The sequence below is a fragment of the Oceaniovalibus sp. ACAM 378 genome (assembly GCF_008085915.1).
In the GTDB taxonomy this organism is placed as follows: domain Bacteria; phylum Pseudomonadota; class Alphaproteobacteria; order Rhodobacterales; family Rhodobacteraceae; genus Oceaniglobus.
The window spans coordinates 201,103-227,043 of sequence record NZ_VSJK01000001.1 but is presented as its reverse complement, the minus strand read 5'-3'; the positions used below and the strand labels follow the sequence as shown (position 1 = coordinate 227,043).

General features: G+C 62.2%; 13 protein-coding genes and 1 pseudogene. 11 read left to right on the top strand and 3 right to left on the bottom strand.

Annotation, left to right across the window (positions count from 1 at the left end):
• Positions 1 to 63 precede the first annotated feature (63 nt).
• Both FQ320_RS00985 and FQ320_RS00980 read right to left on the bottom strand, forming a co-directional pair.
• Positions 64 to 3,669: an efflux RND transporter permease subunit gene (locus tag FQ320_RS00985; protein ID WP_148469131.1), complete on the bottom strand. Its 3,606-nt coding sequence runs from the start codon at positions 3,667 to 3,669 to the stop codon at positions 64 to 66.
• A complete protein-coding gene (locus FQ320_RS00980; RefSeq protein ID WP_148469129.1) occupies positions 3,666 to 4,919 on the bottom strand; it encodes an efflux RND transporter periplasmic adaptor subunit in 1,254 nt (417 codons plus the stop codon). The genes FQ320_RS00985 and FQ320_RS00980 overlap by 4 nt, the downstream gene beginning before the upstream one ends.
• A 237-nt stretch (positions 4,920 to 5,156) precedes the next feature.
• Between FQ320_RS00980 and FQ320_RS00975 the strand changes: the two genes are divergently transcribed.
• The 5 genes and pseudogenes from FQ320_RS00975 (at position 5,157) to FQ320_RS00955 (ending at position 12,754) form a co-directional block, all read left to right on the top strand.
• Complete coding sequence (locus tag FQ320_RS00975; RefSeq protein WP_148469127.1) at positions 5,157 to 5,798, top strand: hypothetical protein; 642 nt, start codon at positions 5,157 to 5,159, stop codon at positions 5,796 to 5,798.
• 89 nt (positions 5,799 to 5,887) lie between these two features.
• Entirely contained in the window at positions 5,888 to 7,234 is a 1,347-nt protein-coding gene (locus FQ320_RS00970) for a PQQ-like beta-propeller repeat protein (RefSeq protein WP_148469125.1), read from the top strand.
• A 57-nt stretch (positions 7,235 to 7,291) separates the two neighbouring features.
• Positions 7,292 to 8,761, top strand: a complete 1,470-nt coding sequence (gene der / locus FQ320_RS00965) for a ribosome biogenesis GTPase Der (protein ID WP_148469123.1) — start codon at positions 7,292 to 7,294, stop codon at positions 8,759 to 8,761.
• Between the two features lie 168 nt (positions 8,762 to 8,929).
• Positions 8,930 to 10,999, top strand: a pseudogene (locus FQ320_RS00960) (hydantoinase/oxoprolinase family protein); the annotation flags it as partial.
• A gap of 66 nt (positions 11,000 to 11,065) precedes the next feature.
• A complete protein-coding gene (locus FQ320_RS00955) occupies positions 11,066 to 12,754 on the top strand; it encodes a hydantoinase B/oxoprolinase family protein (protein WP_255509337.1) in 1,689 nt (562 codons plus the stop codon).
• 1 nt (position 12,755) lies between these two features.
• Here FQ320_RS00955 and FQ320_RS00950 read toward each other — a convergent pair whose 3' ends face one another.
• Positions 12,756 to 14,123 carry an MATE family efflux transporter gene (locus FQ320_RS00950; protein ID WP_148469121.1) on the bottom strand — a complete coding sequence of 456 codons (1,368 nt, stop codon included), beginning with the start codon at positions 14,121 to 14,123 and terminating at the stop codon, positions 12,756 to 12,758.
• A gap of 280 nt (positions 14,124 to 14,403) precedes the next feature.
• On the opposite strand from FQ320_RS00950, the gene FQ320_RS00945 reads away from it, so the two are divergent.
• The 6 genes from FQ320_RS00945 to FQ320_RS00920 all read left to right on the top strand — a co-directional run bounded on the left by FQ320_RS00945 (position 14,404) and on the right by FQ320_RS00920 (position 25,941).
• On the top strand, positions 14,404 to 16,797 hold the full coding sequence (locus tag FQ320_RS00945) for a glycogen/starch/alpha-glucan phosphorylase (RefSeq protein WP_148469119.1): 2,394 nt from the start codon (positions 14,404 to 14,406) through the stop codon (positions 16,795 to 16,797).
• Positions 16,798 to 16,866: 69 nt separating this feature from the next.
• Complete coding sequence (gene glgB / locus FQ320_RS00940) at positions 16,867 to 19,218, top strand: 1,4-alpha-glucan branching protein GlgB (protein ID WP_148469117.1); 2,352 nt, start codon at positions 16,867 to 16,869, stop codon at positions 19,216 to 19,218.
• An 87-nt stretch (positions 19,219 to 19,305) separates the two neighbouring features.
• Positions 19,306 to 20,571: a glucose-1-phosphate adenylyltransferase gene (gene glgC, locus FQ320_RS00935; protein WP_148469115.1), complete on the top strand. Its 1,266-nt coding sequence runs from the start codon at positions 19,306 to 19,308 to the stop codon at positions 20,569 to 20,571.
• Positions 20,568 to 22,004 (top strand): glycogen synthase GlgA, encoded by a 1,437-nt coding sequence (gene glgA, locus FQ320_RS00930; RefSeq protein WP_148469113.1) that lies wholly within the window; start codon positions 20,568 to 20,570, stop codon positions 22,002 to 22,004. The genes glgC and glgA overlap by 4 nt, the downstream gene beginning before the upstream one ends.
• Positions 22,001 to 24,091, top strand: coding sequence for a glycogen debranching protein GlgX (glgX, locus tag FQ320_RS00925; RefSeq protein WP_148469111.1), 2,091 nt, complete (start codon positions 22,001 to 22,003; stop codon positions 24,089 to 24,091). Before glgA ends, glgX begins: the two co-directional genes overlap by 4 nt.
• A complete protein-coding gene (locus FQ320_RS00920) occupies positions 24,088 to 25,941 on the top strand; it encodes a 4-alpha-glucanotransferase (RefSeq protein ID WP_148469109.1) in 1,854 nt (617 codons plus the stop codon). Before glgX ends, FQ320_RS00920 begins: the two co-directional genes overlap by 4 nt.

Here is a 25,941-nt window from a genome sequence, read left to right as displayed (position 1 = left end):
TTGGCTCGGGCCGATGGGTTGGGTGCAGTCAATCCGCTGATCCAAGCCGTCATTCAGATCCGGTCATTCCGCCGCGCGCAGGGTCGACTTCGGGGTATCCTCGATTTCCGGTGACGGATCGGACCCCGGTTCGGATGATGTGTCCCAGATGATTTCCGGCGCGTGCACCTTGCGGGCGGCGCGGGTGATGGCCAGATCGCGTGCCGCAGTGCCTCCGGCCAGCGCGCGCAACCCCAGACCCGAGCGATAGGCCCCCCGCGAAAACCACACCCGCAGCGCCAGCGCCGAGGGGGTGAACACCAGCGTCAGAACCGTGGCAATTCCCAGCCCGAACACCACCGCCGTCGCCAGTTGTTTCCACCAAAGCGCCGTGGGGCTGTCGATGGAATAGCCACCGCCAATGAAATCCAGCGACAGGCCAAACATCATCGGCGCAAGACCGGCCATGGTGGTGATCGTGGTCAAAAGAACCGGGCGGATGCGGTCCTCGGCGGTGCGGACAATCGCCTCGATCCGGGGCATATAGCGGCTGTAGTCCTGATAGGTGTCGATCAGCACGATATTGTTATTCACCACGATCCCCGCCAGCGCAACGATGCCTGTGCCGGTCATGATGATGCTGAATGGCTGGCCCATCACCAACATTCCGATCAGGCAGCCGGTGGTCGACAGGACCACTGCGGTCAGCACAAGCGCCGCGTTGTAAAAGCTGTTGAATTGCGCCAGCAGAATAATGAACATCAGCCCCAGCGCACCGGCAAAGGCCTTCATCAGGAAGGCGCCGGATTCCTCTTGTTCCTCTTGGTCGCCGGTCCATTCCCATGTGACCGACGCGGGCAGCGCTCCGTCGGTTTCCAGCCATTTTGTCAGTTCACCGATCCGTTCATTGGCGTTGATCGGTATTTTGCCGCCATCGACCCCGGATTTCGTCAGCCCCGAGGCCACATCAGCTTTGACATCGAAATACCGCTGTTGGCCCACCCGGTCGATCTGGCCCAGCTTGGCCACCGGTTTGCGCGAAATGAAATTGCTCAGCGGGATCAGCCCATCGCGGGTGCGCACCTTGAGATCGTCCAGCGTGCTGAGCACCCTGTCCTGTTCGGGCAGGCGCACCCGGATCTCGATTTCCTCGTCCGAGGAAGGCACCCGCATGGTATCGAGCAATATGCCCCGCGTCACCAGTTGCACCATACCGCCCACGGTGACCACATCGGCGCCGTAACGCCCGGCCTTTTCCACATCGACGTCGATCTGCCAGTCGATGCCGGGCAGGGGGCGGCTGTCCTCGATATCGGTCAGGCCCTCAGTATTCTCAAACCTGGCCCGGGCTGTGGCGGTGGCGGCCTGCAACTGCTCCCAGTTGTTGCCCTTCAGACGCAAATGCACCGGTTTGCCCGAGGCTGGCCCCATGGCAAGGTTCAGAACCTCGGTCCGGATCCCCGGAATGGTGGCAAGCCGCTGTTGCAGATCGGCGATCACCGCATCACCGTCCAGTTGGTCCAGCGTCACCTCGCCCGGGTGGTCGCGGGCATAGGCGGGGCGATCCTCCCATGGGATCAGCTCGATCTGGAGCTGGCCGATGGCATCCAGCGGCGCCTGACTGCCGCCGGTGTTGGAATTCAACCCGCCGTCGCCGGCAAAGCCAAAGGCGTTGTCGATGCCCTTGGTGGCCAGTGTGATATCCTCGACCTGACGCAGCAGGGCATCCTTTTCCACCAGCGAAAGGTTGCCCCGCGCACGGACATAGATGATCGCCTGTTCCGGTTCGGATTCGACAAAGAACTCGACCCCGTTGTTGTTGGCGCCGAAATATCCGAACACCGAAAATACGAAAAACAACACGGCGCCGATTGACACAAAGGGCATCACCGGATTGCCTACGATCAGCCGGATTGCCTGACCAAACAGCGAGCGTTTGCGATGGGCATTGATCCGTTGCGCCGCACGGTGGATCTTGACCGATCCCAGAGTAATCGCGAGCAAGGTGGTTCCAAGCAGGAACAGACCCGCCCCCGGCGCGATCCGCAGGGCGGCGGGCAGGGGCGATTGGCCGGGAAAGATATAATCGGGGTTCAGCATCTGCATCGCCGCGACGAACACCAGCATTCCAGCAGGCACCACAAGCGCCGCACGCACCACCCACGGCAGCAGCGCGCGCAGCCAGTTGGATGCGCCCTGAAAGCTACGGCTCATCCGGCCCGCAACGCCGCCCATGACCGGCAGATACACCAGCGCCACCAGCAGCGACGCCAGCAGCACATTGATCAGCGTGACGGGCAGCATCCCCATGAATTCACCCGCCACCCCGGGCCAGAAGAGCATGGGCAGGAACGCGCACAGGGTCGTGGCAGTGGATGAAACGATCGGCCAGAACATCCGCTTGGCCGCTTCGGTAAAGGCGGTCATCGGCCCTGCGCCTTCGTCGATCCGGCGGTCGGCGTATTCAACGACCACAATGGCCCCGTCGACCAGCATTCCAACCGCAAGGATCAGCCCGAACATGACGATGTTGGAAATCGTGATGCCCATCACCCCGAGCAACACAAAACACAGCAGGAAAGACGTCGGGATGGCAAAGCCGACCAACAGGGCCGAGCGGATGCCAAGCGCTCCCAATATCACGATCATCACCAGTGCAATGGCGGTCAGGACCGACCCCTCAAGTTGTGACACCATGGAGCCGACCTGCCGGGATTGGTCGTTGCTGGTGCCGACCGTAATGGCGTTGCGCAATTCGGCGGGCCATGCGGCACGCGCTGCCGCGACCTCGGTGCGGACCAGTTCGGAGGTGTCAATCAGGTTGAAACCCTTGCGCTTGACCACCTGCAAAGCCACCGTGGTTTCGCCATTGAACCGCGCGGTGCCCGTGCGGTCCTCAAAGGTCAGGCGGATGTCGGCCAGTTCGCCGAGCGTAACCACCCGGTCGCCGTCCACCTTGACCGGCAGATTGTAAATATCCTGCTGATCGCTGAAGGAGGACGGGATCTTGACCGCAAACGTGCCCGTGTCGGTTTCGACTTCGCCCGCCGCGATCAGTTGATTGTTGTTCTGGACCACGCCGATCAGCTCGTCCGCGGTGACGTTGTAGGCCTCAAGCCGCAGGGGGTTGATGATCACTTCGACCATTTCGTCGCGGTGACCCGCCAGCGCCGCCTCAAGCACCGGATCAAGCCCTTCAAGCCGGTCCTGCAAATCCTTGGCCACCTTCAGCAAAGTGCGTTCGGGCAGGGCGCCGGTCAGGTTGACGATGATGATCGGGAATTCGGAAAAATTGATCTCTTTGATCGTGTATTTGTCGGCACCGGCGGGGAAATTGGCCTCGACCGTATTCATTCGGTCGCGCACATCGGCCAGTACTCTGGACTTGTCCCAGCCGAATTCGAATTCCAGCGCGACACCCGCATAGCCTTCTGAGGCGGTGCCGGAAATCTTCTTCAGCCCATCCAGATCGGACAGCTTGGTTTCCATCGGCTTGACCAGCAGTTTTTCGCTGTCTTCTGCCGAGATGCCGGGAAACGGTACCGAAACGAACAGCGCCGGGATTTCGATATCCGGCTCACCCTCTTTTGGCAGCGAAGCATAGGCCAGAGCGCCCGCCACCACGGAAAGGACGATAAACGCAATGACCATTCGCGCCCGTGACGCGGCCCAGTCGACGATTGCGGTCATCGGCCGGACTCCACGCTCGCCGAATCGTTGTCAGCATCGCGATATGTGGGGGTCACGGGCACGCCGTCGATGACATATTCCTGCCCGACGACGATCACCGACACCACATCGTCCAGCCCGGTCAGCCAGATGCCCTGTGCAGTATCGCGCTGCACCGTCACCGGCGCGAACAGCGCGGTGTCATCGGCGCTGACCAGCCGCACGCCCAGATCTCCGTTGTCGTTCAGGGTCAGCGCGGATTGCGGCAGCAGATGCGCGGTGCGCCCGTCGGACTGGATCAGGATTTCCGCTGTCTGCCCGTCACGAATGGCCAGATCGCCATTCGCCACCTCGACTTCGGTGCGAAAGGTGCGGGTGTTCGGATCGGCCGAGCGGGACAGGAACGTCACCCGTCCCGTCACCTCTTCGCCCGAGGCAAGCCGCGCGCCCGCCATGGCCCCCACAGTGACCCGCGACACTGCCGTCTCGGGGACGAAACCAATCAGCTTGATCGGATCAAGCTGGATGACCGTGGCACAGAGCGCGCCGGGCTGCATCAAAGTTCCCAGTTCGGCGGAATCGGTTTCCAGCAATCCTGAAAATGGCGCGGCAATGGTCAGTTTCTCAATCTCGCGCATCGCCCCGGCAAGTGCCGCTTCGGCTGCCTGAACGCCGGATGAGGCGGATTCGAGCCCTGATTTCGCCGCCTGCACCGCCGCGCGTGCCGCTTCCATCGCCGCCGCTGTCGAGGCGACCCGGCTTTGCGATGCGTAACCGTCCTTGGACAGTTTGCTGGCGGCGTTGTCGTTGATTTCCGCCTCGGTCAGCCGCGCCTCGGCCTCGGCGATACGGGCTTGCGCTTCGGGGCCGCGGGCGCGGGCCTCGGTCAGACGCGCCTCGGACTCGGCCAGTTGTGCCTCGCGGGTGCCGGGGTCGAGTTGGCACAGGGTCTGGCCCTCAGAGACGAAGGTGCCCTTGCGCAGCGGGGGTGAAACAATGCGCCCGCTGGTTTCGGCGCTGACCGTCACGGTGCGCGCCGCCTCAGTCTGGCCGCGCAGCAAAACCGCGGTATCGATTCGCTGTGCCGTGGATTTCACCGCAACCACGGCGACGCTTTGCAGGCCGGTGGCGTCACCGCTCACCGTTGCGGTATTTTCCTTGGTGACGGTCTTTTCGGCCGCTGCAATGGTCAAAAGGGCAGGGCGTTCGAAAACCAGCATATACAGCGATGCCGTCACGACAAGCGCCGTCAGGATGGAGAAGATACGCATGGTTGCCTCGCGGATATGCGGCGTCGTTCGGATACGGTCATCAAAAGCGCGACCGGTCGGGCATAGTTTGCATAAGATCCCGATCGAAACTTCTACACTGAACCAATCGGTTCAGAATAGACGTTTTCTCCGATCGTCGCAACTTTTCTTGGGGATAGGGACGCAGCACTCCTGACCGCGCTCTTGGCATCGGGCGCGAAGGCAGGGTAAGAGAGGCGCGACAATGGAGAACGCACCGTGAGCAATAGCGATACTTTCATCGACGAAGTGACCGAAGAAGTCCGGCGCGACCGGTTGTTCGCGCTGATGCGCCGATATGGCTGGATTGCGGTCACGGCCGTGGTCTTGCTGGTCGCCGCAGCCGCCTGGAATGAATGGCAAAAGGCCCAGTCCGCGGCACAGGCCGAGGCGTTCGGTGATACCCTGATCGCGGCGCTGGACAAACCCGATGCAACCGCGCGTGCCGCGGCTCTGGACGGTGTCGGTGACACGCCGGAAAAACGCGCCATCGTCGCGATGTTTGCCGCCGATCAGGCCGAGGGCGCGGCAGCGGCACAGGCGCTTGAGGCGCTGTCGCAGAATGCGGATCTGCCGCAGGTGTATCGCGACCTTGCACTGTTGAAGTTCCTGATGCGTGACGATGCCGGGCTGACAGCCGATGTCCGGCTTTCCCGGCTGGAGCCGTTGACCATCCCCGGTGCGCCCTATCGCCTTTTGGCGTTGGAGCAATCTGCTCTGGCGCAGGTGGCGCTGGGTGAAACCGACACGGCGCTGACGGTGCTTAACGGAATCCTCTCCGAGGATCGGGTGAGCGAAGGCTTGCGCCGCCGCGTTTCTCAGTTGATTGTGGCGCTGGGCGGATCGCTGGACGCGGCCTGAACCTGTTGAAAAGAGTGCGGGTCCGGCAAGGGCGCGTAAATAAATTGCCCGGGCGGGAAAACAGACGAGATGGCACAGGCGACATGAAAATGACCGGGACACGCAGCGAGATTCTGACCGGACTTTCGAACCGTACATCTCTGGTGGCGGTCGCGGCGCTGGCACTTCTGGCCGCCTGCACCGAGCCGCAGTTGATTTTGACCGGTGAGCGGCTTGATCTCAGGGCCGATACCGACACTGCGGCACAGGATGCCACGCCGTCGGTGTCGCGTGCCATCGACCTGCCGGGACAGACGGCCAATGCGGCCTGGACGCATAAGGCCGGATCGGCGACCCATTCCTTGACACATCCCGCGCTGGGCACCGGTCTGACCCGGGTCTGGAGCGCCAGCATCGGGCAGGGCAACGACCGCCGTCACCGCATCAGCGCCGACCCCGTCATTGCGGACGGGCGGATCTTCACCGTCGACAGCCGTGCATCGGTATCGGCGCATTCGACCTCGGGCGCGCTGCTGTGGACCGCCGATCTGACCCCGGCAGGCGAAAGCCCCGACGCCGCATCAGGTGCGGGTCTGGCCATCGCGGGCAACCGCCTGTTTGTCAGCACCGGGTTCGGCGATCTGATTGCCCTTGATGCAGCCACGGGAAATCGTATTTGGGTGCAAGAACTTAACGCCTCGGCCGCAGGTGCGCCAACGGTAGTGGGTGATCTGGTCTATCTGGTGACGCGTGACGCGCTGGCCTGGGCTGTGAATGTCGATGACGGGCGGGTCGCCTGGACGCTGCCCGGCACCCCCAGCTCGTCTGGCGTCGTCGGCGGCGCGGCCCCGGTGGTCAATGACCGGCTGGCGATCTTTCCCTTTGCCAACGGCGAATTGGTCGCCGCCCTGCGCGAAGGCGGCACCCGGATCTGGAGCAGCCATGTCGCCGGTCAGCGGCGCGGGCGCGTCTATGCACGGATTTCCGATATTTCGGGCGATCCGGTGATTCACGGCGACCGGATCTATGCCGGCAGCCCCGCCGGGCGGACCGTAGCGATCGATCTGAGCAGCGGTGACACAATCTGGAACGCGCGCGAAGGCGCGATGAGCCCGGTTGTCGTGGCGGGCGGATCGGTGTTCACCGTGTCCGATCAGGCCGAACTGGTTCGGCTGGACGCCGAAACCGGTTCCCGAATCTGGGGCACCGAACTTTCATTTTTCGTGAATGAAACCGCAAAAAAGCGCAAGGCAGTCTATAGCAACTTTGGGCCGTTGCTGGCCGGGGGCCAGTTGTTCGTGGCATCGAGCGACGGCAGCCTGCGGGCCTTCGATCCTGAATCCGGCGTGCAGAGCGGCACCGCTCCGCTGCCCGGTGGCGCGGCGAGCAATCCGGTGGTGGCGGGGCGCACGCTCTATGTTGTGTCAGGTGATGGGCAGCTTCACGCTTTCCGTTGACGCCAAACAGGTGTAAGCGACCTGATTGATCTTCAACGCACCGCATCCGAGGACGCCATGACCTTTACTCTTGCCATCGTCGGACGCCCGAACGTGGGCAAATCCACATTATTCAACCGGCTGGTGGGGAAACGCCTCGCTCTGGTCGACGATCAGCCCGGTGTCACCCGCGATCTGCGCGAAGGTGCAGCACGATTGGGCGATCTGCGCTTTACCGTGATCGATTCCGCCGGTCTGGAGGAAGCGACAGATGATTCGCTTGAAGGCCGGATGCGACGTCTGACTGAACGGGCGGTCGAGATGGCGGATGTCTGCCTGTTCATGATCGATGCGCGCGCCGGTGTCCTGCCAACGGACGAAGTGTTCGCCGACATCCTGCGCCGCAAGAACTCGAACGTCATCCTTGCCGCCAACAAGGCCGAAGGCCGCGCGGCCGATGGTGGCGTGATCGAGGCCTATTCGCTTGGCTTGGGCGATCCGATCCGCCTGTCTGCCGAACATGGCGAGGGTCTGAGCGAACTTTACGAACTTTTACGCCCGCTGGCCGATGGTTTCGCCGAACGCGCCGTCGATCATGCCCCGGAAACCGATGTAGACGTCAGCGACGATGACGATGACGCACCGCGCGTGCCGACCCGTGCAAAGCCTCTGCAAGTGGCGATCATCGGACGCCCGAACGCGGGCAAATCGACGCTGGTAAACCAATTTCTGGGCGAAGAGCGTCTGTTGACCGGCCCCGAAGCGGGAATCACCCGCGATGCGATTTCGGTCAACATGGACTGGCCGAGCGAAAATGGCCCGGTTCCCGTGCGCCTGTTCGACACTGCGGGGATGCGCAAGAAGGCCAAGATTCAGGAAAAACTGGAAAAACTGTCGGTTAGTGACGGGCTGCGTGCGGTCAAATTTGCCGAAGTCGTGGTTGTCCTGCTGGATGTGGCCGTGCCGTTCGAGCAACAGGATCTGCGCATTGCCGACCTGGCCGAACGTGAAGGCCGCGCCGTGGTTCTGGCCGTGAACAAATGGGACTTAGAGGAAGACAAGAACGCCAAGATCAAGGTGCTGCGCGAATCCTTTGAACGCCTGCTGCCACAGTTGCGCGGCGCACCTTTGGTCACGGTTTCGGCCAAGACCGGCAAGGGGCTGGACAAGTTGCAAGCGGCGGTGATCAAGGCGCATGAGGTTTGGAACCGCCGGGTGACCACAGCACAACTTAACCGTTGGCTGGTCGGCATGTTGGAACAGCACCCGCCCCCCGCACCGGGCGGGCGGCGAATCAAGCTGCGCTATATGACTCAGGCCAAGACGCGGCCCCCCGGATTCGTGGTCATGTGTTCCTATCCCGACAGAATGCCAGAAAGCTATTCCCGCTATCTGGTCAATGGGTTGCGGGTGGATTTTGATATGCCGGGCACACCGATCCGGCTGTGGTTTCGCGGGCAGGGTGAAGACAATCCCTATAAGAACCGCACGAAATCGACGCCATCGCGGCTGCGTAAACATCTGGGCAAAGGCCGCGCCGACGACTGAGCGGCCATCCTGCTCTGCGGCGCCAGATCAGCGTTCATGCCGGGCGGGAACATCGGCGCGGGTGACATTCGCACACGACCGTTAGATCCTGCGCCGCGAGCCCACCGCGCGGGGTTGACCCCGACCCGGCCATTGCCCCTTATCGGCGGGGCAAGGCAGGGGGCATGAATGGCACAAGCAGGCAGAATCCGTCTGGGCGCCGACATCGGCGGCACATTCACCGACGTTGTTCTGGATACCGGACAGGCACGGTTTTCAGCCAAGGTGCTGACAACCCACGATGCGCCCGAGGTCGGTCTGGTCGACGGGATGACACAGGTTTGCGCCCGGGCCGGTGTGGCACCTGATCGGATCGGGCAGATCATCCATGGCACCACATTGGCCACCAACGCGTTGATCGAACGGCGCGGGGCAAAAACCGCGCTGATCACCACCAGCGGTTTCCGTGACGTGATCGAAATGCGTACGGAAAGCCGGTTTGAACAATACGATCTGAATCTTGTCCTGCCCCAGCCGCTGCTGGCACGCAATCGCCGCCATGTGGTGCGCGAACGCATGGATGCGCAGGGCAATGTGCTGATTCCACTGGACCGGGCCGAGGTTGAGACGCTGGCAGATACTCTGGCGCTGGCCGGATATGAAAGCGTCGCGGTAGGGCTGCTGCATTCCTATGTCAACGATGCCCATGAACGCCTGATCGCCGAGGTTCTGGCCGAGCGTATGCCGGATGCCATGGTGTCGCTGTCGTCGCGGGTTTCACCGCAGATGCGCGAATATGAACGGTTCAACACCACCGTCGCCAATGCCTATATCCAGCCGCTGATGAAATCCTATCTCGACCGGCTTCGTGACCGTTTGCAAGAGGCGGGCGCGGGGTGTCCGGTGTTCCTGATGCACTCGGGTGGCGGGATCATGTCGCTGGAAAGTGCGGCCGAATTTCCCGTGCGTCTGGTGGAAAGCGGCCCGGCGGGCGGGGCGATCTTTGCCGCCGACATTGCCGCGCGGCACGGGCTGGACCGGGTGTTGTCCTTCGATATGGGCGGCACGACCGCCAAGATCTGCCTGATCCGCGATGCGACGCCGAAGACCGCGAGGGTGTTCGAGGTGGCGCGATCTTACCGGTTCAAAAAAGGCTCGGGCATGCCGATCTCGATTCCGGTGATCGACATGGTTGAAATCGGCGCGGGCGGTGGCAGTCTGGCCCATGTGGACGGGATGAATCAGATCCGCGTCGGCCCGGAAAGTGCCGGCTCTGAACCCGGTCCTGCCTGTTACGGGCGCGGCGGCGAACGGCCTGCCGTGACCGACGCCGACCTTATTCTCGGGCGGCTTGACCCGACCGGGTTTGCGGGGGGTACGATCCCGCTTTCGCCAGAACAGGCGGCACAGGCGATGGCGTTGCATCTGGGTGATCCGCTGTCGATGTCGGTGCAGGAGGCGGCATGGGGTGTGGCCGAAGTTGTCGACGAAAACATGGCCAATGCCGCCCGGGTTCATGCGGTGGAAAACGGCGAGGATCTGAGCGGGTACACCATGATCGCCTTTGGCGGCGCGGCCCCGTTGCATGCGGCGCGGCTGTGCGAAAAGCTCGGGATCGGGCGGTGTCTTGTGCCGGTCGGGGCCGGTGTCGGTTCGGCCATCGGGTTTTTGCGTGCGCCGTTCAGTTTCGAATCGAATCGCTCGGTGTTCATGGGGATGAACGGTTTCGATGCGCCACGGGTGCGCGCCCTGTTCACCGAGATGAAGGACGAGGCCTCGGCCTTTGTGCGCTCTTGCGACGCCGATGCCGATATCCGGGTCGAGCATAAGGTTTATATGCGATACGCCGGGCAGGGCTGGGAAATTCCTGTCGTGCTCTCGCCAAAGCTGGCGCAGGCGCCTGACGCCGCCGCAATCCTTGCGCTGTTCGAGGCCGAATATGCCCGGCTGTTCGGGCGCACTGTTGACGGAATGGAGGCCGAGGCGACCGTCTGGTCGGTCAATGCCACCACTCCGGCGCCCTCGGCCCCGCCGATCGAAGCGTCTGACGGGCCGGGCGCGATTGTGCCAAAAGGTGAAACCCGGGCGCTGTTTGATCCGGCCCTTGGCAGGGTTGTCGCGGCGCAGGCGGTTGCGCGCGCCGGTCTTGCCCCCGGTGCCCGGCTGAACGGCCCTGCTGTGGTGACCGAGGATGAAACGACTGTGATCGTGCCCTCCAGCCGCCGGATTGCGGTTCTGGATGATGGTTGTCTCGACATCCTGCCTTGTGAGCGGGCACAAGGCACTGGCGACACCACTGACGGTGGGACTCAGGAACTTTCGCGGGTGGCGCATCAGGTGATGTGGAACCGGCTGATCTCGGTGGTCGAGGAACAGGCGCAGGCGCTGGTGCGCACCGCGTTTTCCACCTCGGTCCGCGAGGCGGGCGATCTCTCGGCAGGGGTCTATGACGGGATGGGGCGAATGCTGGCGCAGGCGGTGACCGGCACGCCGGGCCATGTCAACGCCATGGCCGATGCCGTGCCGCATTTCATTCGCCGCATCGGGCGCGAAAATATGGTGCCCGGCGACGTCTATATCACCAATGACCCATGGGAGGGGACAGGCCACCTGCATGATATCACCGTGGTCACGCCATCTTTTCACGAGGGGCGGCTGATCGGGTTTTTCGCCTGTACTGCCCATGTGACGGATATTGGCGGGCGCGGGTTTGGCGCGGATGGCCAATCGGTGTTCGAGGAAGGGCTGTATATTCCGATCATGCGGTTCGCCGCGGCCGGGGTTGTCGATACTACGCTGGTGGCGATGATCCGGGGCAATGTGCGCACTCCGGATCAGTTGATCGGTGATATCCACGCCCTTGCCGCCTGTAACGAGGTCGGGGATCGCCGTCTTGCAGATATGGTGGCGGAATTCGGTCTGAGTGACCTGCAGGGCGTGTCTGATTTCATCCTGTCCCATTCGCGCGACGCGACACTGGCGCGGATCGCCGCGCTGAAACCCGGCACAGCCAGCGGTCACATGCGGATCGATGGATACGACCGGCCCATCGACCTGCATGTCACCGTCACAATTGAATCCGACCGGATGATTTGCGACTGGACCGGAACATCGGGGATCGACGCCAAGGGGATCAACGTGCCGCTGGTCTATACCAAGGCCTATGCCTGTTATGCGCTGAAATGTGCCGTGGCGCCCGAAATCCCGAACAACGCGGGATCGCTTGCGCCGTTCGAGATCACCGCGCCCGCCGACACAATCGTCAATGCCCGGCACCCGGCACCCGTGGCGCTGCGCCATGTCATCGGTCATATGGTGCCGGACACGGTTTACGGCGCGCTGGATCAACTGTTGCCCCATACGGTTCCCGCCGAAGGGGCAGGGTGCCTGTGCAGTTTTCATGCGTCACTGCGTCCGCGAACCGATGTGCCCGCCCCGGAGGGTGCGCGCCATGCCGAGGTTTTGACCTTCAACTCGGGCGGATCTGGCGCACGCCCCACCCTTGACGGGATGAGCGCGACGGCCTTTCCGTCGGGGGTGATGACCATGCCCGTCGAGGTGACGGAACAGGTCGGGCCGCTGATTATCTGGCGCAAGGAACTGCGCGTCGATTCCGGCGGGGCGGGGGCCAGCCGTGGCGGTCTGGGCCAGTTGATGGAGGTCGGCGCCTGCGACGGCTATGAATTCGACCTTCAGGCGATGTTCGACCGGGTGAACCACCCCGCGCTTGGCCGCAACGGCGGGCAGGCTGGCGCGCCGACAACCCTTACGCTGGACGATGGCACAAAGATGCGCGGCAAAGGTAAACAGTTTGTGCCACACGGGCGGCGCGTGCTGATGGCGTTTCCGGGCGGCGCTGGCTATGGCGATCCGGCCTTGCGGGACCGGGCGGCGGTGATCCGCGATCTGGCGCTGGGGTATATTTCTGCTGAAACGGCTCGTGACCTTTACGGGCTGGACGACGCCGGAATTGATGTGGCGCAGGCGCAGGCACGACAGGGCGATCCGGTTTGACTCAGCACGCCCTGACCTGAGCCCGCCGGAACAACCCGCCGATCTTCTGGCGGGCAACCCGTTCCGTCAGGACCAGCGCCAGGGCCAGCCCGGTGGTGACGGCGGTTGCAATGCCCAGCCAGACGCCGAAATATCCCATGTCAAACAGCCGAACGAAGATCCAGCCGAACAGAGCCACTCCGACGCCCTGACGATAGATCCCGATCCACAGCGTTACACCCGGTCTGCGAAAGGCCTGAAGCAGTGAATTGATCGCAAACAGCATGACATAGACGGGCAGGATGAAACCGTCGACATGCAGGTAGCTTTTGCCAATCTCGATCACGTCGGCATCATCGGTGAACACCGAAAGCGCCGGCCCGGCAGCGAACCACAGCACGCAGGACGCGCCCAGCATCAGGACAATGCCGGATTTGAAACAGAACATCGCCGCCTCGCGCACCCGATCGAAATTCCTTGCTCCCATGTTCTGCGATGCGATGGGCAATAACGCTCCGGTCAACCCAAAGGCAGGCAGCAGCAGCAGTTGTTCGATCCGCAGCGCGATCCCGTAGGCCGCAACCGCCGCGCCGCCGAAGCTTTTCAGGAAATATTGCACCACGAAACCGGCAATCATCATCACCATCATTGCGAAACTGGCCGGAAACGCCTGACCGGCGATTTGGCCCATCATCGCAAGATCGGGGGCGAAATGGCGCTTGCCCTGCATCACCTCCGAGGCGAACACGCGCCACAGGATGAAGGCTGCGACCCCGCTCTGGCTGACCAGTGTCGACAGCGCGATCCCGTTGAAGCCGATCCCGTCCCATGGTCCCAGACCGAAGATGAACAGCGGATTCAGCGCGACATTGGCAAAAAACGCGCCGATATTGGCATAAAGCATCGATTTCGTATCGCCCTGCGCGGTCAGGATACCGTTCGCGCCATAGGCGATCAGGAACGCGGGCGCGGCAAAGATCAGCACCCCCAGATAGGCGTTGGCCGCGTCGCGGTATGCCCCGGGTTCCGAGATCAGCGCAATCAAGGGTGGCGCGGCAAACCAGCCCAGAACGATGCCAAGCCCTGACACCACGGCGGCAAAGACCAACCCCTGACAGGAAGTCAGCGTTTCATCCCCCGAACCTTCGCCCAATGCGTTGCCGACCAGTGCCGACATCGCCGTGGACAGGCCAAACCCAACCGCGATCAGGACAAAGAACACCTGAAACGAAATCGCCAGCCCGGCCTGCGCATCAGTGGTCAGCATCCCGGCGTAATAGACATCGACGACGTTATACAGCGTGGTGAAAACAAGGCCGATGGCCGTGGGAATGGCGAGCGCCCGGAAATGCCCGGCAATCGATCCCGTCGTAAGGTCGCGTCTGGCCATTTTCTGCCCTTGTTGTGCGCGCCACACCCTAACCGCAGCGACTGGAATTGACAGGCCTTTCCCGCCCACCGACAATCGAGCCATCGTAACGCAGCGGCGTGCCCGTCGATGAATTGGTGTTGCTGCAGTGCAGCATTTTCGCGTCGCCTGCCAGAGAGACGCGGCGTATAGTGCGAAAACTCTGTCCAAAGCGGTTGCAAGGCTGTCCGGTTTGGAAAATAACTGCGGCTTGCGGTTACCGCCAACACGCTCCCGTTTGAGGGGGAAGAAAGGATATCCGATGTCCGCCAAGGATTCAGCGTCAGATTTTGCCGATGCCATCGCCCGCCACTTGACCTATTCGATGGGCAAGGATCCGATCCATGCCCAGTTGACGGATTGGCGGCTTGCATTGTCACTGACCGTGCGCGACCGGATTGTCGATCCTTGGTTCGCCAGCACCCGCGCCACCTATAACGGACAGCACAAGCGGGTGTATTACCTGTCGATGGAGTTTCTGATCGGGCGGTTGCTTGAGGATGCGGTCGTCAACCTTGGCCTGCTCGAAACGGCCGATGCGGCCTTGCGTGCCCATGGAACCGATCTGGCGACCGTGGTTGAGGATGAGCCGGACGCGGCATTGGGCAATGGCGGGCTGGGGCGGCTGGCGGCGTGTTTCCTTGAGTCCCTGTCGACAATCGGCTGCCCCGCCTATGGCTATGGCATTCGTTATGAACATGGGCTGTTCAAACAGAGCTTTGAGAACGGCGTACAGAAAGAAGCGCCCGAGGACTGGTTGCAGCAGAGCCATGCCTGGGAGTTTGAGCGGCCCGAGGCTTGCTATACCATTGATTTTGGCGGCGATGTGGCGACGCAGGGCAAGACGGCGGTCTGGACCCCTGGCGAATCCGTGATTGCCAAGGCCCATGACACGCCGATCATCGGCTGGAAGGGGCGGTGGGCGAACACCCTGCGGCTGTGGGAATCCCTGCCGACGAAACTGTTCGATCTCGACCGGTTCAATGCTGGCGATTATTACGGTGCAGCCGAGCCCGAGGCGCTGGCGCGCACGATTTCCCGCGTGCTGTATCCTGACGACAGCACCCCCGAAGGCAAGCGCCTGCGCCTGAAACAAGAGTTCTTTTTCACCGCCGCCTCTCTGCGCGACATCCTGCGCCGGTTCGACAGCGAATACGACAATCTGACATTGTTGCCGTCGAAAGTGGCGATTCAGCTGAATGATACGCATCCGGCCATCGCAGGCCCCGAACTGGTGCGCATCCTGCACGATGAAAAGGGCATGGAGCTGGCCGACGCGATCGAAACAGCGCGCGGCTGCCTGTCCTACACCAACCACACCCTGTTGCCCGAGGCGCTGGAACGCTGGAGCGAAGACCTGATGTCGGATCTGCTGCCGCGCCATATGCAGTTGATCGAGGCGATTGACGATGCCCACGCCAAGGCCAATCCGACCCGCAACATCACCCTGCGCGAGGGGGGCGAGGTCAAGATGGGCGAAATCGCCTTTACTATGGCGCATAAGGTCAACGGCGTGTCGGCGCTGCATACCGGGCTGATGAAGGAGACCGTGTTCAAGGATCTGCACGCGCTGCATCCCGACCGGATCGTCAATGAAACCAACGGTGTGACCCCGCGCCGCTGGGTTTTATCGGCCAACCCGCGCCTGTCTTCCCTGATCACCGAGGCAATCGGCGACGGTTGGATTGAAGATCTTGAGCAGTTGCAAGGGCTTGAGGCGCGCGTGGATGACGCCGGGTTTTTGACCGATTATGCGGCGGCAAAGCGTGACAACAAGATGGAGCTGTCGAACTGGTTCGCCGGGACGCAGGGCATCTCGCTGGACCCGCAGGCCATGTTCGACGTCCAGATTAAGCGGATTCACGAATACAAACGCCAGCACCTGAACATCCTCGAAACCATCGCCCTGTGGCAGGAGATTCGCGATAATCCGAACGGCAACTGGACACCAAGGGTCAAGATTTTTGGTGGCAAGGCGGCACCGGGCTATGTGTTTGCGAAGCAGATAATCCATCTTATCAACAATGTGGCGGATATACTTAATGCGGATCCGGTGACGTCGAAATGGCTCAAGGTGGTCTATCCGCCGAACTATAACGTCACGCTTGCCGAGCGGTTGATTCCGGCATCGGACCTTTCGGAACAGATCAGCACTGCCGGTAAAGAGGCATCGGGCACCGGCAACATGAAATTCGCACTGAACGGCGCGCTGACGGTGGGCACGCTGGACGGGGCGAACGTTGAAATCCGCGAACATGTGGGGGCCGACAATTTTTTCCTGTTCGGCATGACGGCAGACGAAGTCGTCGCGCGCCGCGAGGTGGATGGCCATGCGGCACAGGCCGTGGCCGCCGATCCGCGTCTGGCCCGCGCGGCAGACGCCATTCGCAAGGGTGTATTCTCGCGGGACGATCCGACGCTGTTCCATGCGATCACCGACAACCTGACGGGGCCGGACTATTTTCTGGTGGCTTCGGACTTCACCGATTATTGGCGCGCACAGCGCGAAGTGGACGCGGTTTTTGCCGATCAGGAGCGCTGGACCCGGATGGCGCTGTTGAATACGGCGCGCTCGGGTTGGTTTTCTTCGGACCGCACGATCCGTGGCTATATGCAGGATATATGGGGTGCGCGGGCGGTTGTAGCGGCGGAATAAGGCCACATTCAAAGCGGGCAAACACGATAATCGCTTGAGAAACACCTCAAACGGCCTAACGTGGGAGTCATGAAGACACCTAAAACACCCGCAAAGACATCCGGCGCCAAAACCAACGCCGAACCCGTGACCAAACCCGCCGTGGGCCACCCAAAGCCCGGGGCAAAAGGCGCGACCAAGCCACCCAAAGACCGGGCAGCACCGGCGAAACCCGCGGCTGCGCGCAAGCCTGCAAGTGCCGCCCCGCCCGTCACGGTCGAGACGGCGCAGGCGCTGCATGACGGGCGGCACGGCGATCCGTTCGCGGTTCTGGGCCCGCATGTCACAGGGGGCGAGACATGGATCACGGCCATGGATCCCGGTGCTGCGACACTGGCGGCAGTCGTTCACGGCAAGGATCATCCGCTGACCCGGGTGGCCGAGGGTTTGTCGGTGTTCACCGGCAAAATTCCAGACGGCGAACCCTATACCCTGAAGGGTGGCGACGGGGCCGGTAATTTCTGGGATTTTCAGGACGCCTTCCGCTTTGGCCCGGTGATCGGCGAGATTGACGAATACCTGTTGGGCGAAGGCACGCACCAGCGGATCTGGACCGTTCTGGGTGCGCATGTGATGACCCACGAGGGAACAGCGGGCACCCATTTCGCCGTCTGGGCGCCCAATGCCCAAAGGGTCAGCGTCGTCGGCGGCTTCAACCACTGGGACGGCCGGCGCCATCCCATGCGGCGGCGCGGCGGCACCGGGGTCTGGGAGATTTTCGTGCCGGCTGTGGCCGACAAAGAAGTCTACAAATACGAGATCATTGGCGCCGACGGTACTCTGCAACCGCTCAAGGCCGATCCGGTTGGCTTTGGCTCGCAACACCCACCGCTGAACGCCAGCATGGTGCGCGATATTCGCGGTTTTGGCTGGAACGATGCCGCATGGATGGATTACCGCGCCGAAAACAACGCCCGCACCGCGCCGATTTCGGTGTACGAGGTGCATCTGGGATCGTGGCGTCGTGTCGCCGAGGATGGCAATCGCCCGCTGTCCTATGTCGAGGCGGCAGAGCAGCTGATCGATTATGTCGTCGACATGGGGTTCACCCATATCGAACTGATGCCGATCAGCGAATATCCCTTTGACGGCTCATGGGGGTATCAGCCGGTCGGCCTGTTCGCGCCCACCGTGCGTCACGGCCCGCCGCACGAATTCCGCAATCTGGTCGAGGCGGCGCATATTCGGGGCATCGGCGTGATCCTCGATTGGGTTCCCGGCCATTTCCCCGCGGATGCTCATGGGTTGTGCAAGTTCGATGGCACGCATCTTTATGAACACGCCGACCCACGCGAGGGGTTTCATCAGGACTGGAACACCCTGATTTATAACTATGGCCGCTCTGAGGTGGCGAATTTTCTGGTATCCAACGCCCTGTATTGGCTTGAGGAATACCATGTCGACGGGCTGCGCGTGGATGCGGTGGCGTCAATGTTGTACCGTGATTATTCGCGCAAACATGATGAATGGGTGCCCAACAAGGACGGCGGGCGCGAAAATTATGAAGCGATCGCCATGCTGCGCGACACCAATACCATCGTCTATGGCCAGCAGCCGGGGATCATGACCGTGGCCGAGGAAAGCACGTCATTTCCCGGCGTGTCTCAGCCGGTGGATGCCGGAGGGCTTGGGTTTGGATACAAGTGGAACATGGGGTGGATGAACGACACCCTGAGTTACATGGAGCGGGATCCGATCTATCGCCGCCACCATCATCATCAGATGACCTTTGGCATACACTATGCGTTCACCGAGAATTTCATCCTGCCGATCAGCCATGACGAGGTTGTGCATGGCAAGGGCTCCATGCTGGACAAGATGCCCGGCAACACTTGGGAGAAATTCGCCAATCTGCGCGCCTATTACGGGTTCATGTGGGGGCATCCGGGCAAAAAGCTGTTGTTCATGGGGCAGGAGTTCGCCCAGCCGGGCGAATGGAACCACGACGCCGAACTGACATGGGGCGTTCTGAACGATCCGGCGCACCGGGGCATGCAAAATCTCGTGCGTGATCTGAATGGGCTGTACCGCGAACACCCGTCGCTGCACGTCAAAGACTGCGATCCGACGGGTTTCCAATGGATTGAGGTCAACGATGCCGAAAATTCGATCCTGTCCTGGGTCAGGCGTGGCGGCGAGGACGATGCCGAAATCGTCGTGGTGTGCAATCTTACGCCGGTCGAACGCACTGATTACCGGATGGGCCTGCCCCATGCGGGCCGCTGGCGCGAGCTGCTGAATACCGACGCGGGCGTCTATGGGGGCGGAAATCGTGGAAACATGGGCGCGGTCGATGCATCGGATGCGCCGCATCAGGGGCAACCGGGATCGGCGCTTGTGGTGCTCCCGCCCCTGTCCACGCTGATCTTTATCAAGGATTGATTGTTGTAAAAACCGCCGCCGCGCGGATTCAGCCCAAGCGGCGCGCCAAATAAAACAGGGCAAATGCCCGCAACGGGAGGGGAAACCATGGCGGAACCGAATGCGAGACTGTCTAGCCGCAGCATGGCCTTTGTACTGGCCGGGGGACGGGGCAGCCGGCTGAAGGAACTGACGGACACCCGCGCAAAACCCGCCGTCTATTTTGGCGGCAAGACCCGGATCATTGATTTCGCCCTGTCAAACGCGCTGAACTCGGGCATCAAGAAAATGGCCATCGCCACCCAATACAAGGCGCATTCGCTGATCCGCCATTGCCAGCGCGGTTGGTCGTTCTTTCGCGCCGAACGGAACGAATATCTTGATATCCTGCCGGCATCGCAGCGTGTTTCGGAAAATAAATGGTATCTGGGCACCGCCGACGCCGTGACTCAGAACATCGATATTGTCGACAGTTACGGTGTGGATTACGTTCTGATCCTTGCCGGTGATCATATCTACAAGATGGATTACGAGCTGATGCTGCGTCAGCATGTAGACACCGACGCCGACGTCACCATCGGCTGCCTGACCGTGCCGCGCTCCGAGGCTTCGGCCTTTGGGGTCATGGACATCGACGCCAGCGACCGGATCACCTCGTTTCTGGAAAAGCCCAAGGATCCACCGGGAACGCCGGACGACCCGGATATCACGCTGGCCTCGATGGGGATCTATGTCTTCAGATGGTCGTTCCTGCGCGATCTGCTGATCCGCGACTCGGAGAATCCGAATTCAAGCCATGATTTTGGCAGCGACCTGATTCCCGATATCGTAAAAAACGGCAAGGCGATGGCGCATCGGTTCGAGGAAAGCTGTGTGCGCCACACCCCCGAAGCGCCGGCATACTGGCGCGATGTGGGCACGATCGATGCGTTCTGGAAGGCGAACATCGATCTGTGCGGCTTTACCCCCGATCTTGACCTATGGGATCACGAATGGCCAATCTGGACCTATTCTGAATCCGTGCCCCCCGCAAAATTCGTCCATGACGCGCCGGACCGGCGCGGCGTCGCCCTGTCGTCTCTTGTTGCCGGGGGATGCATCATCTCGGGCACCGAGATCCGGGAATCACTGTTGTTTACGCAGGTTCATACGAATTCCTATGCCACGCTCGAACAGGCGGTCGTGCTGCCCTATGTCAACATCGGACGGAAGGCCAAGCTGAAAAAGGTGGTGATCGACCGGGGCGTCAGGATTCCCGAAGGGATGCGCGCCGGGTTCGATGTGGAGGAAGACAGGGCCAACGGGTTCCGCGTCTCTGAGGGTGGCGTAACGCTGATCACCCAGTCAATGATGGATGCGAGGGCGGCCAAGTGACGACACGGGTGCTGTCGGTTGCGTCGGAATGCGCGCCACTGGTCAAGACCGGCGGTCTGGCCGATGTGGTGGGCGCGCTTCCCGCCGCGCTGGCCGGGCAGGGGTGCGAGATGCGTACCCTGTTGCCCGGCTATCCGGCGGTTCTGTCACAGATCGGTGCGGGCAAAGTGGTGTTGGCCGAGGATGACCTGTTTGGTGGCAGGGTCGAGGTGGTGGCGGGAAGGGCTGCGGGGCTTGACCTGTTGATCCTGCGCGCGCCGCACCTGTTTGACCGCCCCGGATCGATCTATCTCAATGCGGGCGGGCAGGACTGGACAGACAATCCTGAACGGTTCGCGGCACTGTCATGGATGGCGGCGCGGATCGGTGCCGAAGGTGTGGCGGGTTGGCGACCCGATATCCTCCATTGTCACGATTGGCAGGCGGGCCTGACGCCGTTGTATCTGCGCGAAAACGGCGCGGCGACGCAGGTGAAAACCGTGATGACGATCCATAACATCGCCTTTCACGGGCTGGCCCCGGCCTCCAGTCTGGATGCGCTGCGCCTGCCGCGTTGGGCGTTTACACCTGATGGCGCCGAATTCTGGGGACGGATTTCGGCGCTGAAGGCCGGTCTGATGTTCGCCGACCGGCTGACCACGGTTTCACCCGGCTATGCGCGCGAATTGATGACGCCGGAGTTCGGCATGGGGCTGGATGGTGTGATGCGGGCGCGGGCGGGCGTGCTGTCGGGTATCCTGAACGGGATCGATACCGAGGCATGGAACCCGGCCACTGACAGCGCCATAGTCGCCTATGACGCGCCACCCGGCAAGGCGGCGAACAAGGCCCGGCTGGTGCAGGAGTTCGGATTGCCCGCGGGCGACGGGCCGCTGGCCATCGTGATTTCGCGCCTGTCCGAGCAAAAAGGGTTGGACCTGCTGATCGGGGCTCTGCCGCAGTTTCTGGAACAGGGCGGACGCTTGGCCTTGCTGGGCAGTGGCGATCCGGGGTTGGAACGGGCATTTCTTGATCTGGCCGAGCGGCATGACGGCGTGGGGGTGCGGATCGGATATGACGAGACGCTGAGCCATCGGATGATGGCGGGCGGAGATGCGATTCTGGTGCCGTCGCGTTTTGAACCCTGCGGTCTGACACAGCTTTACGGGCTTCGATATGGCACCATCCCGGTCGTGTCGCTGACTGGCGGTCTGACCGACACGGTGATTTCTGCCAACGACGCGGCACTGCGCGCGGGCGTTGCAACCGGAGTACAGTTCACCCCGGTGAGCGTTCCTGCGCTGTCTGATGCTCTGGACCGGTTGATTGCGCTTTACGCCATGCCAGATGTGTGGCGGAAGATGCGGCTCAATGCTATGGCGCACCCGGTCGGTTGGGAAACTTCGGCCGCAGATTATGCCGCCCTGTATCAAAGGTTGATGACCGACGGATGAGCACCCCATTTGTGATGACCGCAGGTCGCGCCGCCCCGCTTGGCGCGACATTCGACGGCGACGGCGTGAATTTCGCCGTCTTTTCCGAACACGCGCAGCGGATGGTTCTGTGCCTGTTTTCCGAAGATGGCAAACACGAGATTGAACGGCTTGACCTGCCTGAACGCGATGGCGATGTCTGGCACGGTTTTGTGTCGGGCATGCGTCCGGGGCAGCAATACGGGCTGCGCGCCCACGGGCCATTCGCGCCGCAGGAAGGCCACCGGTTCAACCCAAACAAGCTGTTGATCGATCCCTATGCCAAACGGCTGACCGGGCATCCGATCTGGGATGACGCGCTGATGGGCTATACCGTCGGCGCCGATGACGCCGACCTGAGTTTTGACAAACGCGACAGCGCGCCTTTCATGCCCCGTTCGGTGGTCGAGGACCCTTCGTTCTCGTGGGGTCGCGACAAGCCGCCGCTGACCCCCGTGACGGAATCCGTGGTCTATGAGGCGCATGTCAAAGGGTTGACCGCGCTGCACCCGGGGGTTGAATTGCCGGGCACGTTCCTTGGCATGGCGTCCGATCCGATGCTGGATTACCTGACGGATCTCGGGATCACCGCGATCGAGCTGTTGCCCGCGCAGGCGTTTCTGAACGACCGGTTTCTGGTGGAAAAGAAGCTGACGAATTACTGGGGTTATCAGACGCTTGGATTTTTCGCGCCCGAGCCGCGATACCTGCACCGGGCGCAGATTTCCGAGTTTCAGCAGATGGTTGCACGGTTCCATTCCGCAGGCATCGAGGTGCTGATGGATGTGGTTTACAATCACACCTGCGAAGGCAATGAAATGGGCCCGACGCTGGCGTTCCGCGGGCTGGACAACCTGTCATATTATCGGCTGGCCGAGGATGCGCGGTTCTATCACAACGACACCGGCACCGGAAACACGGTGAATGTGGATCATCCGATGGTCCTGCGGATGGTGATGGATTCCCTGCGTTATTGGGTCGAAGTGATGCATGTGGACGGATTTCGGTTCGATCTGTGCTCGACGCTGGGGCGCACCGATCAGGGGTTCGACCGGGGTGCTGCGTTTTTCGATGCGATCCGGCAAGACCCCGTGCTGTCGGGCGTAAAACTGATCGCCGAACCTTGGGATATCGGGCCGGGGGGGTATCAACTGGGTGCTTTCCCGCCGCCCTTTATGGAGTGGAATGACAAGTACCGCGACACCGTGCGCCGGTTCTGGCGCTTGGATCCCGGCATGGCACCCGGGCTGGCCGACCGTCTGACCGGATCGGCATTGCAGTTCGACCATTCCGGCCGCCCGGCGACAAGTTCGGTCAACCTGATCACCGCCCATGATGGTTTCACCTTGCAAGACGTTGTTTCCTATAACGAGAAACACAACGAGGCGAACGGCGAAGACGGCAATGACGGCCACGGCGAGAATTATTCCGACAACATGGGGGCTGAGGGACCGACAGAAGAGGCCTCTATCCTGTCGGCCCGCGCGCAAAGGCGGCGCAACCTGATGGCGACGCTGTTTTTGTCACAGGGCACGCCGATGCTGCTGGCGGGCGACGAAATGGGCCATTCGCAACAGGGCAATAACAACGCCTATTGCCAAGACAGCGCGATAAGCTGGATCGACTGGTCCCGGGCCGAGCCGGATTTTCACGCCTTCACCCGCCGCCTGATCGCGTTTCGCCGGGATCGGGCGATCCTGCGGCAGAAACTGTTCCTGCATTCCCATGAACGCGCGATCGACGGCAAGGTCGATCTGTTCTGGACAACCGCCGATGGCACCCCAATCTCGGAATCCGGCTGGGAGGATCCGGCGCTGGATTGCATCTGCGCCGAGATGCGCACGGCGTCGGGCAGCCCCAGCTATGGCGAAACCGAAACAGCCGTGTTTGCCGTGTATAATTCGGGCGAGGGGCGCGAGGCAGTCTTGCCCGAACCGCCCGAGGGCAGCGCGTGGGTGTTGGAGATTGACACCGCCGACCCCGATGCCGCACCACGCACCCTGACCGGCACCGCTCTGGAGGTGGGCGCGCATTCTGTCGTCGCGTTGGTGCTGGAGCCGCTGGAGTGAGCGACCCGTTGACCGTTCTGGCCGGGCGGCTGGGGATTTTGCCGCGATTTCAGGATCAGACCGGCATCTGGCACGACACCACGCCTGAAACCCGCGCTGCGCTGATCACCGCCATGGGGTTCGATCCGACCCGTGCGCAAGCCGAGTTGGAGCAGCTCAGGGCGCGGGAAGAGGCGCGGGTGCTGCCGGATTGGCTGGTTTGTGTCGCAGATCAGGCTGGCCCGGTGCTGCCCCATCGCTGGACCTTGACGACCGAGGACGGCGCAAAGACCGAAGGGCGCGGCGCGCTGCCGGTGCTGCCGTTGGGGCGTCACCAACTCGAGATCGCAGGCCACACCACCTGGTTGCTTTGCGCGCCAGAAACCTTGCCCGAACCGCCGCGATGCTGGGGACTGACGCTGCCACTTTACGGGTTGCGTCGCGCCGAAGACGGCGGCGTGGGAAGTTATGGTGATCTGGCCGAGGTGGCAGCCGGGCTGGGCGGGCTTGGCGCTGCCTTTGTCGGCATCAACCCGGTCCACGCGGGATTTCCTTGCGATGCCATGGCCTTCAGCCCCTATGCACCGTCCAGTCGGCGGCGGTTTTCGACATTGCACATCGAAGCGGGCGCGCAGGTCGGGCCATCGGATCTCGTCGATTACTCTGCGTTCACGGCGGCACAATCCGCCGCGCTGCGGGCATTATACGCCACAACCGGTGCCGATCCTGCAATCGACCGTTGGATCGCGACCGAGGGTCAGGCGCTGCGCCGGTTTGCGTTGCATCAGGCGCTGTCGGATGAATTTGGTGCCTATTGGCCCGACTGGCCCGCCGGGTTTCATTCGCCAGACACGCCCGAAGTCGAGGATTTTGCAGATCTTAACCCCGACGCGCTGCGCTTTCACGGCTGGTGCCAATGGCTTGCCGAGCAGCAGTTGGCTGGGGTGGCAAAGGCCTGCGACGGCATGGCACTGGGGCTGTATCTTGACCTTGCGGTTGGCACGCATCCCCATGGGGCCGAGACTTGGGGCGATCCCGATCTGTTCGCACCGGGCTGTTCCCTGGGTGCGCCGCCGGATGCCTTCTCAAGGGGTGGACAGACCTGGAACCTCGCGCCGATGCGTCCGCTGCATCTGGCAGCGACCGGATTTGCCGCGCTCGGCGATATTCTGCGCGCACAGTTGCGTTTCGCCCGGGTCCTGCGGATCGATCACATTCTGGGGTTTGATCGGGCGTTCTGGGTGCCGGACGGTGGGCCGGGGGCCTATGTCCAGATGCCCAAGGCAGCGCTTTTGGCGGTTGCACGGATCGAGGCAGCGCGCGTTGGCGCGGTGATTGTAGGTGAGGATCTTGGAAACATTCCCAAGGGCTTGCAGGCCGATCTTGAAGCGTCTGGCATCCTTGGCTGTCGGGTGGCAATGTTCGAGAGGGATTGGAGTGCCGCCGTGCCGGTGTTCAGCCCCGCCGGCACCTATCCCCGCCGCGCGCTGAGTTCGGTCGCCACCCATGATCTGCCCACCCATGCGGGATGGCGGGTGGGTCGCGATATTGACTGGCGGCGCGACACCGGCGCGCTGGATGGTGCGGAACATGCTTTGGCAATTGCACTCCGGATGGTCGAGGTGGCGGCGTTTGACGCGATGGTCGGCGGACCGACCGGCGACAATGCGCACGGGTTCCTTGCCGCAACCCCATCGCGGCTTGTCGCGGTTCAGGCCGAGGATGCCTTGGGTCTGATCGAACAACCAAACCTGCCCGGAACCGTGTACGATCATCCCAACTGGCGCCGCCGTCTGGGTGTGTCCGCTGGCGATCTGGCGCGACACACCGGTGTTGTCGCCGCAGCTGAAACCATGAAGAAAAGGGAATGA

Coding starts and splice junctions, on each gene's coding strand:
- glgC (WP_148469115.1), top strand. CDS start 19,306: ATGGCGGAACCGAATGCGAGACTGTCTAGCCGCAGCATGGCCTTTGTA.
- FQ320_RS00980 (WP_148469129.1), bottom strand. CDS start 4,919: ATGCGTATCTTCTCCATCCTGACGGCGCTTGTCGTGACGGCATCGCTG.
- glgX (WP_148469111.1), top strand. CDS start 22,001: ATGAGCACCCCATTTGTGATGACCGCAGGTCGCGCCGCCCCGCTTGGC.
- FQ320_RS00950 (WP_148469121.1), bottom strand. CDS start 14,123: ATGGCCAGACGCGACCTTACGACGGGATCGATTGCCGGGCATTTCCGG.
- FQ320_RS00985 (WP_148469131.1), bottom strand. CDS start 3,669: ATGACCGCAATCGTCGACTGGGCCGCGTCACGGGCGCGAATGGTCATT.
- FQ320_RS00945 (WP_148469119.1), top strand. CDS start 14,404: ATGTCCGCCAAGGATTCAGCGTCAGATTTTGCCGATGCCATCGCCCGC.
- glgB (WP_148469117.1), top strand. CDS start 16,867: ATGAAGACACCTAAAACACCCGCAAAGACATCCGGCGCCAAAACCAAC.
- der (WP_148469123.1), top strand. CDS start 7,292: ATGACCTTTACTCTTGCCATCGTCGGACGCCCGAACGTGGGCAAATCC.
- FQ320_RS00970 (WP_148469125.1), top strand. CDS start 5,888: ATGACCGGGACACGCAGCGAGATTCTGACCGGACTTTCGAACCGTACA.